Source organism: Acutalibacter intestini (assembly GCF_034334985.1).
GTDB classification, from domain to species: Bacteria; Bacillota; Clostridia; order Oscillospirales; family Acutalibacteraceae; genus Acutalibacter; species Acutalibacter intestini.
In genome coordinates this window covers 14,925-27,677 of the sequence record NZ_JAWXXL010000003.1, presented here as the reverse complement: position 1 = coordinate 27,677, position 12,753 = coordinate 14,925, and the positions used below count along the sequence as shown (strand labels likewise).

The following is a 12,753-nucleotide window of genomic DNA, read 5'->3' as shown; positions in this document are numbered from 1 at the left end:
GTTCAGGCAATTTCCCATGTGGGCATTGCCTGTTTCTCTATCTGTATCGCGCTACTATCCCATTCAAGCTTCACCAAGTCCCCACGGCTAATCGCCGCATGGGGTTGGAATTCTGCGTTATCCTCAATCCACCCCAACGCTACAGCGGTCTGTATGGCCTGATCAGCCCAACCACTATAGCGGATGTGCTGCAGACTATACTCCTGCGGTTCCACGAAGCGTATAAGCACTGTTATGATCTGCGCCCAGGTCACATTACTGTTGGGGGAATACTTACCGCTGCCTATGCCGCATACAATTCCAGCATGATTAATTGAGGTGACATATTCCGTGTACCAAGCATTAACGAGAACCTCTTTAAAAACAGATACCCCGCCCCTATACTTGGCTATAGATTCATCATCCAGCAGGCGATAAATAATCGTTGCAAGCTGCGCCCTTGTAAGTGGATCGCTTTCATGCAGTTTCCCATCTCCATACCCATGCAAAACAAAGTTATGTGACGTATCTATTTTTGCGTCCCCGCAAATAAGTATAGGCGTTGGTGATTCTGGAGTAGGTGTAGGAGTGGGCGTAACAGGTACTGTACGGCGGCTGGCGCATATCATTTTCCCACGATGATACAGCAGATTTTGTAACGTTGACCAATGCTGCAACTTGATCCTGTCTCAGGTGCTTTTCTTGCCGCAACTGTTTGAGGCGGTCTGATAACCTTACCATGTGCATCTCTCCATGCACATATAATAAAGTATCATTTTTCTGTTTGCATTTGGGCGATTTAGGTTGACATTTTGCGGATTGGGGGTAAAAACAGAAAAACCGCATAGACCGTGAAAGATCGTGCGGGGAAATCAATTCTCAATTATATCCTATCAAAAAAGCAAAAAAGCCAGCGCCCACCTATCAAGTGAGTGCTGGCTTTCAGTTATACATTCAAAGTCGCTGTCAAATTGGCTTAAGTTTGGCTTAAATCAACCTTCCAGCCTGTCAAAGCCCCAGTGTTTATGCGGGTTTGCGGACTCTATCAGTACATCCCGCCCATGTCCGGGGCCGGAGCCGCAGGAGGCGTGGGCTCCTTAATGTCCGCGACTAAGGACTCGGTGGTAAGGATAGTGGCTGCCACAGAGGAGGCGTTCTGTAGGGCGGAGCGGGTTACCTTGGTGGGATCCACAATGCCCGCCTGGATCATATCCTGGAACTCCCCGGTCAGAGCATTGTAGCCCTGGCCTACCTTATGGTCGCGCTTCAGCTGCTCTACAATAACAGAGCCCTCAATACCGGCATTGGCGGCAATTTGGCGCACGGGCTCCTCCAGGGCCTTCAGCACAATGGCAGCGCCGGTTTTCTCGTCACCCTCGGTGGTGTTCACGTACTCCTGCACAGCAGGGATAGCGTCGATGAGGGCGGTGCCGCCGCCGGCCACAATGCCCTCTTCCACAGCGGCCTTAGTGGCAGCCAAGGCGTCTTCAATGCGCAGTTTCTTTTCTTTCATCTCAATCTCAGTGGCAGCGCCCACCTTAATAACCGCCACGCCGCCGGCCAGCTTAGCCAGGCGCTCTTGCAGCTTCTCCCGGTCAAAGTCGCTGGTAGTGGTCTCGATTTGAGCGCGAATTTGGTTGACGCGGCCCTTGATAGCCGCACTGTCTCCCGCGCCGTCCACAATGATGGTGTTTTCCTTGTCCACCTTCACCTGGCGGGCATGGCCCAGCTGGTCGAGTGTAGCGTCTTTCAGCTCCAGCCCCACCTCTTCGGAGATCACCTGGCCGCCAGTAAGGGTGGCGATGTCGGTAAGCATCTCCTTGCGGCGGTCGCCAAAGCCCGGAGCCTTTACAGCCACGCAGGTAAAGGTGCCCCGCAGGCGGTTGAGAATCAGGGTGGTCAGAGCTTCGCCCTCTACGTCCTCGGCAATAATCAGCAGCTTTTTGCCGCCCTGGACAATCTGCTCCAGCAGGGGCAAGATCTCCTGAATATTAGAAATCTTCTTATCCGTAATCAAGATATAGGGGTCGTCCAGATCGGCCACCATCTTGTCAGTGTCAGTGGCCATGTAGGGGGTGATGTAGCCGCGGTCAAACATCATGCCCTCTACCACTTCGCTGTAGGTCTCGGCAGTCTTGCTCTCCTCTACGGTAATGACACCGTCGGAGGTGACCTTCTCCATGGCGTCGGCAATCAACTGGCCGATCTCGTCGCTGCTGGAAGAGACAGCGGCTACCCGGGCGATGTCTTTGGTGCCGCTAACCTTCTGGCTGTTCTTCACAATGGCGTCCACAGCGGCCTCGGTGGCTTTCTGCACACCCTTGCGCAGCACCATGGGGTTGGCCCCGGCGGTGACGTTCTTCATGCCCTCGCGTACCAGGGCCTGGGCCAGCAGGGTGGCTGTGGTGGTACCGTCGCCGGCCACGTCGTTGGTCTTGGTGGCCACTTCTTTTACCAGCTGGGCCCCCATATTCTCATAGGCATCCTCCAGCTCGATTTCCTTAGCAATGGTCACACCATCATTGGTGATGAGAGGAGCGCCGAACTTTTTATCCAGCACCACGTTGCGGCCCTTGGGCCCCAGAGTGATCTTCACGGTGTCAGCCAGCTGGTTTACACCATTCAAAAGGGCCTTGCGGGCCTCTTCTCCGTAGACAATTTTTTTAGCCATGACAAATCTTCCTTTCTTGTGTTAAGGTCACGGGGCTCTGCCCCGCACCCCGCAACTTTTGAAAAAGTTGACAAAACTTTTACTCCGGTTTTTGCCGGTTCGTCCCGTTAGACCCGTGGACGAGCCGAAAGCTGGGTGGGACATTGGGGCTTAAAGGCTTTTTTTCAGCGGCAGCCGCTCTATAGGACAAAAATTTACTCCACCACAGCTAGAATGTCGCTCTGCTTTACGATGGTGTACTCCTCGCCGTCCACCTTCACTTCCGTGCCGCTGTACTTGGCAGAGATGACCCGGTCGCCTTCTTTCAGGTACATCTTAATCTCCTTGCCGTCCACCTCGCCGCCGGGGCCCACGGCCACTACCCGGGCAATCTGGGGCTTTTCCTGGCTCTTGGCAGCCAGCACAATACCGCTTTTTGTGGTCTCTTCCGCTTCCTCCGCTTTGATGAGGACCCTGTCCAGAAGGGGCTTTATTTTCATAAAAAACACCTTGGCCCATGAATTTTTACTGGGGCCTTACCTTTCTCCCCGGAGATTTTTCGCCGCCGGGGCCGGCAAACCGGATGGACCGGTAAAAAATAGAGATAACAGGTTTGGTTTGTACGCGTTCCCCCCACAGGGCGCTTAGCGCCCGCGTCTCTTTTGCGCACTGGCACTTTGGTTCCTAAAGGGTGTTAGCACTCTCGTTTCTCAAGTGCTAAACCTATTGTATCCTTATGGTCAGTAAAAGTCAATAGGGATTTTAGAATTTTTTGACATTTAACAATTTTGTCACAATTCTCTGGCATGAGCCCCGAAAAACTGCATAAAGGGAGAACTTGCCATGCCAGCCGCCCTTTTACCTAGAATCTTTTTTAAGGCCGGAGAAAAGACGGTTTTTTTGAGGCTTTCAAACAGACTCCATGGCTGTTTTGACCAATCAAAAACGCCGCCTTTTTTGACCACCGGAGGCCATCCTCCGGGGCAAAAATCCTTTCCAATCTTCAAGTTGGCCCGCGGCTTTTTCTTGAACCGCTCCGCTCCTAAAAATCCAGGATCCGTCATTTCCTTTATGTTCAAACAAGCCCCGGCCATAAGAAATGAGGGGATTTTTTGCATAGAGGGCGGGGATTGGTTGGAAAATAAAAAGGGCGGGGTTTGAAGGGGAAAGACCCGGCTTTACAGGAATTTTACAAAAGGCCGGTAACAGATTTGACCTCTGTCTGCTATCCTTTTCATGGAATTAATTTAAGTAAGGGGTGTATGGAGGATGGATATTTTTGATCTATTAACCCTCATAGGGGGGCTTAGCCTGTTCCTGTTCGGCATGAATGTGATGGGGCAGGCCCTAGAGCGCCAGGCGGGAGAGAGGCTGCGGGAGATTTTGGCCAGGCTCACCACTGGCAAACTGGCAGGCCTGCTTACAGGCCTGGGGGTGACCGCGGTGATACAAAGCTCTTCCGCCGCCACGGTGATGGTGGTGGGGTTTGTGAACTCCGGCTTTATGAGTCTGCGGCAGGCCATTCACGTGATTATGGGCGCGAATATTGGCACCACGGTAACAGCCTGGGTCCTCAGCCTGGCGGGCATTGAGAGCAGTAATTTTTTTGTAAAGCTGCTGAAGCCCTCGTCTTTTACGCCGGTGTTGGCCCTGCTCGGCACGATTTTTTATATGTTTTGCAAGTCTCCCAAGAAAAAGGAGACCGGCGCTATTCTGCTGGGATTTGCCACGCTGATGTTTGGCATGGAAACCATGTCCGGGGCAGTGGCCGGCCTGGGCCAGGAGCCTGGGTTCCAGAACCTGTTTTTGCTGTTCCAAAACCCTTTGCTGGGTATGCTGGCCGGGGCGGTGCTCACGGCCGTGATTCAGTCCAGCTCGGCCTCGGTGGGCATCCTACAGGCCCTGGCGGCCACAGGGCAGGTGTCCTATGGGGCGGCGGCCCCCATTATTATGGGGCAGAATATCGGCACCTGTGTTACAGCCATGCTCTCCTCTGTGGGGGCCAATAAAAACGCCAAGCGCGCGGCCCTTGTGCACCTTTCTTTTAATGTTATTGGCGCGGCAGTGTGGCTGGGGGTGTTTTCCCTTATTAAATTTGTTTTTTCGCCGATGATACTGGAAGAGCCCGCCTCTCTGCTGGGCATTGCGGTGTGCCATTCCGTGTTCAACCTTTTGTGTACTCTGCTGATGCTGCCCATGACCGGACTGCTGGAGAAGCTGGTTTGCCGATTAATTCACGACAGCCCGGTGGCTGAGGCCCAGCCAGAGCTGGACCAGCGGCTGTTCGCCACCCCTTCGATTGCCCTGGAACGCTGCCACGCGGTGGCTAGGGACATGGCTGGCGCGGCTGTTTTGGCGCTAAAGGAGGGTTTGGCCGCTTTAGAGGCCTATACGCCGGCCCTGGCGGAGTCTGTGCGGGAAAAGGAGGAGCGCACAGACCGCTATGAGGATATACTGGGTACCTACCTGGTGCGGCTTAGCGCCCACCAGATCGGCCCGGGAGACAGTGCGGAGGCGGCAAAACTTTTGAAAGTGATTGGAGACTTTGAGCGCATTGCGGACCACGGGGTGAACCTGCTGGAATCGGCGGAGGAATTCAGAAGCAAGGGCATGGCCCTAACAGCGGAGGCCAAGAAGGAGTACAAGACCCTTTCGGCAGCGGTGGGAGAGATTTTGGACCTGGCCCTCCAGGCTTTTCTGGAAAACGACCTGGAAGCCGCCGGGTGTGTGGAGCCCCTGGAGCAGGTGATCGACAGCCTAAAAGAGACGCTGCGGACCAACCATATCCGGCGCTTGCAGCAGGGGACCTGTTCCATTGACGCGGGTTTTGTGTGGTCGGACATTCTCACCAATTTGGAGCGCGCGTCAGACCACTGTTCCAATATTGCGGGCTGTGTAATCGATATTGCCCATCACAATATGAACATTCACGCATCGCTGCGGGACGCCAGAAACGATAGCCAACTATTCCGGGATAAATTTATACGCTACAAAGAAAAATACGCCCAGGACTAGGGCTTGTTTGAAAATAGAGGAAATGACGGATTTTTGACCAGAAACGGTCAGTTTCAAGGAGAAAACCGCAAACTGCCATACAGCGAGGCGTTCCGGCGCGGGAAGCGGCCGTTTCTGATCAAAACGACTAGAAAAGAGAGGGCCAGGCCCTGGGCAGAGAAAGCCACTTTTAGGGAGGATGTAAGATGATTTTTTGTGTGGAGGACGACGAGAGCATTCGGGACCTGATGCTCTATACATTGACAGCGGCCGGGTTTACGGCAGAGGGATTTTCCCACAGCAAGCCTTTTTGGGAGGCTATGCGGGGGCGAAGGCCCCAGCTGATTCTGCTGGACATCATGCTGCCTGGGGAGGACGGGGTTTCCATCCTGAAAAAGCTGCGGGCTCACCCGGCCACAGAGGAGATTCCCGTGATTATGGCAACCGCCAAGGGCACAGAGTATGACCGGGTCATTGGCCTGGACCTGGGGGCGGACGATTACATGAGCAAGCCATTTGGCATGATGGAGATGGTGTCTCGGGTGCGGGCTGTGCTGCGCCGTGCTGGCCGGGGGGATTCTGGAGAAGAGGCAAAAGGCGTTCTGCGGCTGGGAGGGCTGGAGCTGGACCCCGGGGCCTGCGTGGTACGGGTAGAGGGACGGCGGGTGGACCTGACCAGAAAAGAGTACCGGCTGCTGCTGGTCTTTATGGAAAATCCGGGCAGGGTCTTTACCCGGGATCAGCTGCTGGAGCTGGTTTGGGGCATGGACTACACTGGGGAGACCCGGACGGTAGATGTGCATATTGGCACCCTGCGCACGAAGCTGGACCCCTGTGGAAATTACATTGCCACCGTGCGGGGGATTGGCTACCGAATGGAGGAGGAGCTATGACCAAACGGATTTTTTCTTCTATCTGTCTTGTGGCCCTGGTCGTGTTTCTTGCCTCCACAGTGCTGATTATGGGGGTGCTGTACGGGTATTTTTCCGATATTCAGCGGGCCCAGCTGGACATGCAGCTGGAACTGGCTGCCCAAGGGGCCCAGCGGGAAGGAAAGGACTTTTTTGGGGGGATTGAGACAAAAAACTACCGGATTACCTGGATAGCCCCCCAGGGAGAGGTTCTATTTGATAGTCACAGTGCCGGAACGGAGAACCACCTGGAGCGGGAGGAGATTAAAGAGGCTCTGGCCACTGGGCATGGAACCAGCCGGCGGTACTCCAGCACCCTGATGGAGCGCTCCTTTTACACAGCCCAGCGGCTCGAGGACGGCAGCGTGCTAAGGCTTTCTATGGCCCAGCACTCTGCCCTTACCCTGCTTTTAGGCATGGCCCAGCCCATCTGCATTGTGTTCCTGGTGGCGGTGGGGCTTTCGGTTTTCTTTGCGGTGCGGCTTTCTAGGCATATTGTCCGGCCCCTAACCCGGCTGGACCTGGACCACCCCCTGGAAGGGGGGCGCTATGAGGAGCTGAAGCCCCTTCTGGGGCGTATTCACAGCCAGCAAAGGCAGCTAAAACGGCAAAAGGAGGCACTGGAGCAGAAACAGGCGGAACTGGACCAGGCGGAGCAGGCCCGCCGGGAGTTTACGGCCAATGTGTCTCACGAGCTAAAAACGCCCTTGCAATCCATCTGTGGCTATGCGGAGCTGCTGCAAAACGGTATGGTGAAGCCAGAGGACACAGTCCCCTTTACTGCCCGAATCTACCGGGAGGCAAAGCGCATGGTGGGACTGGTGGAGGATATTATCAGCCTTTCCCATCTGGATGAGGGCGCTAAGGACATGGACTGGAGGAGGGTAGATTTGTATGAGACAGCGGCCCAGGCCATCCACAGCCTGGCCCCCCAGGCAGACCAGGCTGGTATTGCTCTGAAGCTAGGGGGAGGACCCGCCCCCCTGTACGGCATTCCCCAGCTTTTATATAGTATTGTCTATAATCTTTGTGACAACGCTATTAAGTACAACCACCCAGAGGGCAGTGTACAGATAGCGGTACAAGCTGCGGAAGAAAGGGTGATCCTAACAGTAAGCGATACGGGTATTGGTATTCCGGACGAGGAGCAAGAGCGCATTTTCCAGCGGTTTTACCGGGTGGATAAGAGCCGGTCAAGGGCAGTGGGAGGCACCGGGCTGGGGCTTTCCATTGTAAAACACGCCGTCCTGGTCCACCACGGGGAGATTACCTTGGAAAGCTGCCAGGAGCAGGGAACCACGGTTACAGTCTGGCTTCCTAACAAAGGGATAGAGAACGCGGCAGGCTAATTTTGGCAGGTCTGAAGCCTTTATTTAGAAAGGGCAAAATGTGTTTAGGGAATACTATATAAAATGTAAGATAGTATTCCTTTTTATATGGTTTTTTCCTTTTCGAAAAATTGCACAAAGGTCGGGTAGTTTTAAACAATGAGTATTTTATAAATCATTCAAAATAAGATTATGTGAGGCAAAATGAACTATTAGCTATTTACTTTTAAACAAGGATATGGTAACATATTTCCATAACATTACAGGAGTGTGTTATGCTATGCCACATATCGGAACGACGAAAAAAGTTTCAGCTGAATTACTTTGCTTATCGCTACTTGGCGAAAAGGACATGTATGTCTATGAGATTACCCAAGAGATCAACCGCCGCAGCCAGGGCTATTTGGACTTGGCCGAAGCAGCCATTTATGTAACCATGTATCGCCTGGTCGAAAAAGGGCTGGTTTTAGACAAGCGGGAGGTGGCCGGGGAAGGAAAGCCCCGCCTGCGCGTGTACTATCACATTACGGAAAGAGGTAAAGAGTATTATCGAAGCATTCTCGAAGCCCATCAACGTTCTATGATGGGGTTGGAAAATTTTTTTGCCTTTCAAGGACCTGCCGTTTAAATTTGCGCACACAGCGCAAGGGTGCGGGAGTGATTAAAAAGCCGCATGTAAAGCGGTGGTGTCCACTAAATATAAGTGTAAAAGAGAGCGGCTCTTGAGGGCGTTGCCATAAGAAAACATGGAAAGCCCCAGTAAAATCAACGTTTTTTTAAGGCAGCGGAAAACGGGGCGGCGCAGACAAGTGAACAACATCACAGAAAACGGGCGATGTCGGCAAGACACCGCCCGTTTCTGGGTCCCGGCCAGCGCCGCAGATTTTGAAAAAGTCTGCGGCGCTTTTTTATGTCCAGACACCAAAAGGAGGGGCGAAGCATGCCAGTATTCCGTGTGGAGAGAAACAAGGGGTACACGGTGATGTCCAACTACCGCCTGCGAGACAAATCCCTGTCCCTGAAATCCAAGGGCCTGCTGTCGCAAATTTTGTCACTCCCGGAAGATTGGGATTATACCCTGTCCAGCCTGTGCTATGTCAATTGGGAGAGCAAGGACGCAATTCGTTCCGCTGCCAACGAATTGCAGCGGGCCGGGTACATCGAGCGCCACCAGACCACGGACGAAAGCGGCAAGTTCAGCAGCAACGAATACATCATCCACGAGCAGCCTGTTTCTTTGCCGCCTTCGTTGGGTAAACCGATGACGGAAAACCCAACGCAAATAAATAATGTGAAAAGCCGTTTCTTTATTGGCTTCACAAACAGGGCAAATATATTCTATTGTAAAACGCATGATAAGCACATCTCTACACGTTCTATTAGGGAATTCATAGAAACGCTTATGCATGATTGAATGTAGTAGAGGTGATTAAAAATGCGTAAAAATATTTTACAGCACATAGGGGCCATAGTCAGCGGCAGACGGAATGAAGAACATCTTACACAACAGCAGCTTGCTCAGCAGACCGGCAGAGGACTCCGGCATATCCAAAATATAGAAACGGGACGGGTCAATGCGTCTATCGAAGTCCTTGCCGATATAATCTACCGACTTGGCCTTTCGGCAGATGTCTCTTACCCCGAAATGCCGAAGATAGAACAGCAGACAAAGCAATTACTTTGCAAATTTGCGGCCTGTACTGAAGAGGAACGTGCATTTCTGTTAAAAACTCTCGATTGTATGGTAGGGCAGATGCAAGATCAACATAAAAACGCAAATAAAAATATCAAATAAGAGAAAGACGCTTGAGAGATAACTTTACTTTGTCAAATGGTTGCTGATGAGTATAAAGCAAATTTCTGCAAATATTCAGCAAGAACTTATGATATTTTTCCGTCACTCACTGTAATAATCCGGCTGCTGCTTTTTGCAGCTTCCGGCGAATGAGTAACCATGATAATTGTCTGTCTGCTTTCCTGGTTGATCTCCTGCAACAAATTCATAATGTCTGCCCCGGTACGGCTGTCAAGGTTTCCCGTTGGCTCGTCAGCAAACAAAATTTGGGGCTTGCCGATCAATGCGCGGGCGATTGCAACACGCTGTTGCTTCCCGCCGGACAACTCGCGGGGTGTGTGTTTTCTCCTGTCAGATAAGCCGACAACCTCTAAAATTTCAGCAAGCTCATTTTTATAGTCACGCATTTTCTTTCCGTCCAACAAAAGCGGGAGCATGATATTTTCCTCTACGTTCAAGTTTGGGATAAGATTATAGAACTGGAATACAAAGCCTATATTCTGCCGCCTTATCCGGCTCATTTTTTCATCACCCAGCTTCGATATATCTATGCCATTGAGAAAGACAGCTCCGCTTGTAGGCGCATCAAGACCGCCAAGAATATAAAGCAAGGTACTTTTACCAGAACCGGATTGCCCCATGATAGAAACAAATTCTCCTTGCGAAACTTTCAAAGATATGCTTTTCAATACCCTTGTTCTGGTATCGCCAAGCTGAAAGTCTTTTACAATGCTTTTCCCCTCAATAACGATTTTTTCTGTTAATTCTCTCATGTGACAATGCCTCCTATTCAAATTTAATTTCTTCTATCAGTTTCATATTACGACTTTTCATGAATGGTACGACGGAACCTAACAGCGTAATGAAAATCCCTAATCCCCCTGCGGCAAGAAACGTCCATAAATCCAGTTCCGGCAGCATGGAGATTTTGGGAGCTGCCACAAGGAAAATTGTCTGAATTTCCATGTAGGAAACAAAAACAGCGATTACTGCACCGATAAGCCCGGAAGAAAATCCCTCTATCAATGTCATTTTCCTGTTTTGGCGGTTAGATAGACCAATGGATTTATACATGGCAATCGTGCGCCGTTTCTGCATATAGTTAATCAAAAGATTGTTGATCACACCGACGGTTGCAAGCAGCAGGATAAAATAGGTCATGGTGTGCATTGGTTCTAAAAATGCGCCAACGGTTGAAAGTGCGTCTGAATTAAATTCCTCTACGGTGCGGCTCCAATTTGATGTTTCCCCAAATAAAGCCCGTATCTGTACCATGATTGCGTCGGGGTCTGCGGCTGTATAAGCTAAGAAGTCATAGACTGTTGCTCCAAAGTCTGAAACAGCGCAGTAAGCGGGGATAACAGCTTCTACATCCGTTGCCCTTGATTTGAAACTGCCAGCAATGGTATAAGGAATTTCCTCTGTTCCATTTGAGAGAAGTATTTCGTCCCCAACTGAAAAGCCGGTACGTTGCAAACAATCCTCGCTTAAAATGACAGAGCGTTCTTTGTGCCCAAAGGAAGCAGCAGCCTGTTCCAATAAGCCTTTATCTGTAAATTTTAGAGCCAGCATGGAACTATACCACTCCAAATTATCTGTACCCTCTAAACGGGAAATCAAGATTTACTATAAATTCATCGGCTTTGTCGGTGAATTACATATCACACCCACAAAACGGTGGACGGCGTTGCCCGCTAAACACTGTACGGTGTGCGGCGTTGAATACGTCCCTGGCTCTGGCATATCAAAGTATTGTTCTGTCTGCGCCAAGAAGATACAGAGGGAAAAGTCAAACGAGTGCAAACGCAGGAGCAGGGAGCAGAAAAGGATGGTATGTATTGAACTGTCCGCAAAAAATGACCGACTGACCTGGAACGGAAAGCTGGCGGAGATCTGGACACTGATCTCCACCACCCCGGAGGAGCTCAAGGGCGGCGTCTGGACGGTGATACAGAATATCAACGGCCCTGCGCCCTGCTGTTGCTGTTCTTCGTCATGGACATCGTCAAGACCTGCGGCAGCTTTACAGAATTAAAGAAGCCTGAGATGGTATTCAAGTGCTTTATCCGTTTTGTGCTTGCCCAGGCGGCGGTGACCCACGGGATGGAACTGATGACGGCGCTGTTCAAGGTGGCCCAGGGCATGATCTCCACCATCATGACGGCCTCCGGGATGTCGGCGCTCACCGATACCACCCTGCCTGACGAGATGGTCACCATCATCGAGGATGTGGGCTTCCTGGAGGGCACCCCCCTGTGGGCCATCACCCTGCTGGGGTCGCTGTTTATTTGGGTGCTGTCCCTTATCATGATTTTAACCGTCTATTCCCGGTTTTTCAAACTCTACCTCGCCACCGCCATCGCGCCCATCCCCATGGCCAGCTTCGCGGGACAGCCCTCCAGCAGCATTGGCGTTGCCTTTCTCAAAAGCTATGCCGCAATCTGTCTGGAGGGCTGTATCATCGTGTTAGCCTGTGTGATCTTCTCGGCCTTCGCCACCACTCCGCCTGCCATCGCGGACGATACCTTGGCGGCGGCCACCATCGTGTGGAATTATGTGGGCGAGGTGATTTTTAATATGCTTGTGCTGGTGGGCTGCATCAAAATGAGCGATAGTCTGATCCGGGAATTGATGGGGTTGGGATAACGGTCACCAGAGGCCCTCGGTGTTGATGGCATACTCGCCAGCGGCCCTGGCCTGCCGGACGCGGTAAGCCAGCAGCTCCGCCATCGCCCGCTCCTCCCGCCAATCCTCCAGCATACCCCAGAGGCGGCGGAGCAGCGTCACCACCCAGGACCGAACGGCGAGGCCGACCAGGGCGAAGAAGATGCCGTCCGCCAGGGCCACATGGGCCTGATACCAGCCGTGGAACGCGGGGAGCATCAGGAGCGCGTAGAGGATGGGGACACCCAGCCGGAGCTTCAGGGCCAGACGGAACAGGATAGGAAGTAAAAACAGGCCAGCACCTAATACGATAAACATCATTGCCGCAACCTCCTCTGAGTAGTTTGTGGCATCTTACCATAGGCAGGCGGGCCTTGCAACGGTCTGTCTGCCTATTCTGTCATCCATCTTGAATGCGGCCATTTTATCAGG

At 52.1% G+C, this 12,753-nt stretch carries 13 protein-coding genes and 2 pseudogenes; 7 read left to right on the top strand and 8 right to left on the bottom strand.

All coding sequences use genetic code 11. The annotated features are described in order from the left end of the window. Window positions 1-2: 2 nt before the first annotated feature. The 5 genes from U8U68_RS04710 to U8U68_RS04695 form a co-directional block, all read right to left on the bottom strand. A complete protein-coding gene (locus U8U68_RS04710) occupies window positions 3-608 on the bottom strand; it encodes an S-layer homology domain-containing protein (RefSeq protein ID WP_367575791.1) in 606 nt (201 codons plus the stop codon). Next, window positions 496-726 carry a helix-turn-helix transcriptional regulator gene (locus U8U68_RS22310; protein ID WP_367575790.1) on the bottom strand — a complete coding sequence of 77 codons (231 nt, stop codon included), beginning with the start codon at window positions 724-726 and terminating at the stop codon, window positions 496-498. The genes U8U68_RS04710 and U8U68_RS22310 overlap by 113 nt, the downstream gene beginning before the upstream one ends. Before the next feature lie 298 nt (window positions 727-1,024). Next, a complete protein-coding gene (gene groL / locus U8U68_RS04705) occupies window positions 1,025-2,650 on the bottom strand; it encodes a chaperonin GroEL (protein ID WP_322199671.1) in 1,626 nt (541 codons plus the stop codon). Between the two features lie 194 nt (window positions 2,651-2,844). Beyond that, window positions 2,845-3,129, bottom strand: coding sequence for a co-chaperone GroES (locus U8U68_RS04700; protein WP_322199670.1), 285 nt, complete (start codon window positions 3,127-3,129; stop codon window positions 2,845-2,847). A gap of 291 nt (window positions 3,130-3,420) precedes the next feature. Next, the gene (locus U8U68_RS04695; RefSeq protein WP_322199669.1) at window positions 3,421-3,708 is read right to left on the bottom strand and encodes a hypothetical protein; all 288 of its coding nucleotides are present in this window, start codon (window positions 3,706-3,708) and stop codon (window positions 3,421-3,423) included. Window positions 3,709-3,898: 190 nt separating this feature from the next. Here U8U68_RS04695 and U8U68_RS04690 point away from each other — a divergent pair, with 190 nt between their 5' ends. The 6 genes and pseudogenes from U8U68_RS04690 (at window position 3,899) to U8U68_RS04665 (ending at window position 9,657) form a co-directional block, all read left to right on the top strand. Next, a complete protein-coding gene (locus tag U8U68_RS04690) occupies window positions 3,899-5,644 on the top strand; it encodes a Na/Pi cotransporter family protein (protein WP_322199668.1) in 1,746 nt (581 codons plus the stop codon). A gap of 185 nt (window positions 5,645-5,829) precedes the next feature. After that, window positions 5,830-6,516, top strand: coding sequence for a response regulator transcription factor (locus U8U68_RS04685; RefSeq protein ID WP_322199667.1), 687 nt, complete (start codon window positions 5,830-5,832; stop codon window positions 6,514-6,516). Continuing rightward, the gene (locus tag U8U68_RS04680; RefSeq protein WP_322199666.1) at window positions 6,513-7,883 is read left to right on the top strand and encodes a sensor histidine kinase; all 1,371 of its coding nucleotides are present in this window, start codon (window positions 6,513-6,515) and stop codon (window positions 7,881-7,883) included. Before U8U68_RS04685 ends, U8U68_RS04680 begins: the two co-directional genes overlap by 4 nt. A 259-nt stretch (window positions 7,884-8,142) precedes the next feature. After that, a complete protein-coding gene (locus U8U68_RS04675) occupies window positions 8,143-8,490 on the top strand; it encodes a PadR family transcriptional regulator (RefSeq protein WP_322199665.1) in 348 nt (115 codons plus the stop codon). Window positions 8,491-8,802: 312 nt separating this feature from the next. Next, window positions 8,803-9,150: pseudogene (locus tag U8U68_RS04670) on the top strand (helix-turn-helix domain-containing protein); the annotation flags it as partial. 147 nt (window positions 9,151-9,297) lie between these two features. After that, the gene (locus U8U68_RS04665) at window positions 9,298-9,657 is read left to right on the top strand and encodes a helix-turn-helix domain-containing protein (protein WP_322199664.1); all 360 of its coding nucleotides are present in this window, start codon (window positions 9,298-9,300) and stop codon (window positions 9,655-9,657) included. Window positions 9,658-9,743: 86 nt separating this feature from the next. Here U8U68_RS04665 and U8U68_RS04660 read toward each other — a convergent pair whose 3' ends face one another. Then, window positions 9,744-10,430, bottom strand: coding sequence for an ABC transporter ATP-binding protein (locus U8U68_RS04660; RefSeq protein ID WP_322199663.1), 687 nt, complete (start codon window positions 10,428-10,430; stop codon window positions 9,744-9,746). A gap of 13 nt (window positions 10,431-10,443) precedes the next feature. Then, window positions 10,444-11,229 (bottom strand): ABC transporter permease, encoded by a 786-nt coding sequence (locus U8U68_RS04655; RefSeq protein WP_367575789.1) that lies wholly within the window; start codon window positions 11,227-11,229, stop codon window positions 10,444-10,446. 256 nt (window positions 11,230-11,485) lie between these two features. Here U8U68_RS04655 and U8U68_RS04645 point away from each other — a divergent pair. Continuing rightward, window positions 11,486-12,303, top strand: a pseudogene (locus tag U8U68_RS04645) (VirB6/TrbL-like conjugal transfer protein, CD1112 family). A gap of 3 nt (window positions 12,304-12,306) precedes the next feature. On the opposite strand, the gene U8U68_RS04640 reads toward U8U68_RS04645, so the two are convergent. Next, complete coding sequence (locus U8U68_RS04640; RefSeq protein ID WP_322199662.1) at window positions 12,307-12,642, bottom strand: hypothetical protein; 336 nt, start codon at window positions 12,640-12,642, stop codon at window positions 12,307-12,309. Window positions 12,643-12,753: the final 111 nt, after the last annotated feature.

Coding starts and splice junctions, on each gene's coding strand:
- U8U68_RS04710 (WP_367575791.1), bottom strand. CDS start 608: ATGATATGCGCCAGCCGCCGTACAGTACCTGTTACGCCCACTCCTACA.
- U8U68_RS22310 (WP_367575790.1), bottom strand. CDS start 726: ATGCACATGGTAAGGTTATCAGACCGCCTCAAACAGTTGCGGCAAGAA.
- groL (WP_322199671.1), bottom strand. CDS start 2,650: ATGGCTAAAAAAATTGTCTACGGAGAAGAGGCCCGCAAGGCCCTTTTG.
- U8U68_RS04700 (WP_322199670.1), bottom strand. CDS start 3,129: ATGAAAATAAAGCCCCTTCTGGACAGGGTCCTCATCAAAGCGGAGGAA.
- U8U68_RS04690 (WP_322199668.1), top strand. CDS start 3,899: ATGGATATTTTTGATCTATTAACCCTCATAGGGGGGCTTAGCCTGTTC.
- U8U68_RS04685 (WP_322199667.1), top strand. CDS start 5,830: ATGATTTTTTGTGTGGAGGACGACGAGAGCATTCGGGACCTGATGCTC.
- U8U68_RS04680 (WP_322199666.1), top strand. CDS start 6,513: ATGACCAAACGGATTTTTTCTTCTATCTGTCTTGTGGCCCTGGTCGTG.
- U8U68_RS04675 (WP_322199665.1), top strand. CDS start 8,143: ATGCCACATATCGGAACGACGAAAAAAGTTTCAGCTGAATTACTTTGC.
- U8U68_RS04665 (WP_322199664.1), top strand. CDS start 9,298: ATGCGTAAAAATATTTTACAGCACATAGGGGCCATAGTCAGCGGCAGA.
- U8U68_RS04660 (WP_322199663.1), bottom strand. CDS start 10,430: ATGAGAGAATTAACAGAAAAAATCGTTATTGAGGGGAAAAGCATTGTA.
- U8U68_RS04655 (WP_367575789.1), bottom strand. CDS start 11,229: ATGCTGGCTCTAAAATTTACAGATAAAGGCTTATTGGAACAGGCTGCT.
- U8U68_RS04640 (WP_322199662.1), bottom strand. CDS start 12,642: ATGATGTTTATCGTATTAGGTGCTGGCCTGTTTTTACTTCCTATCCTG.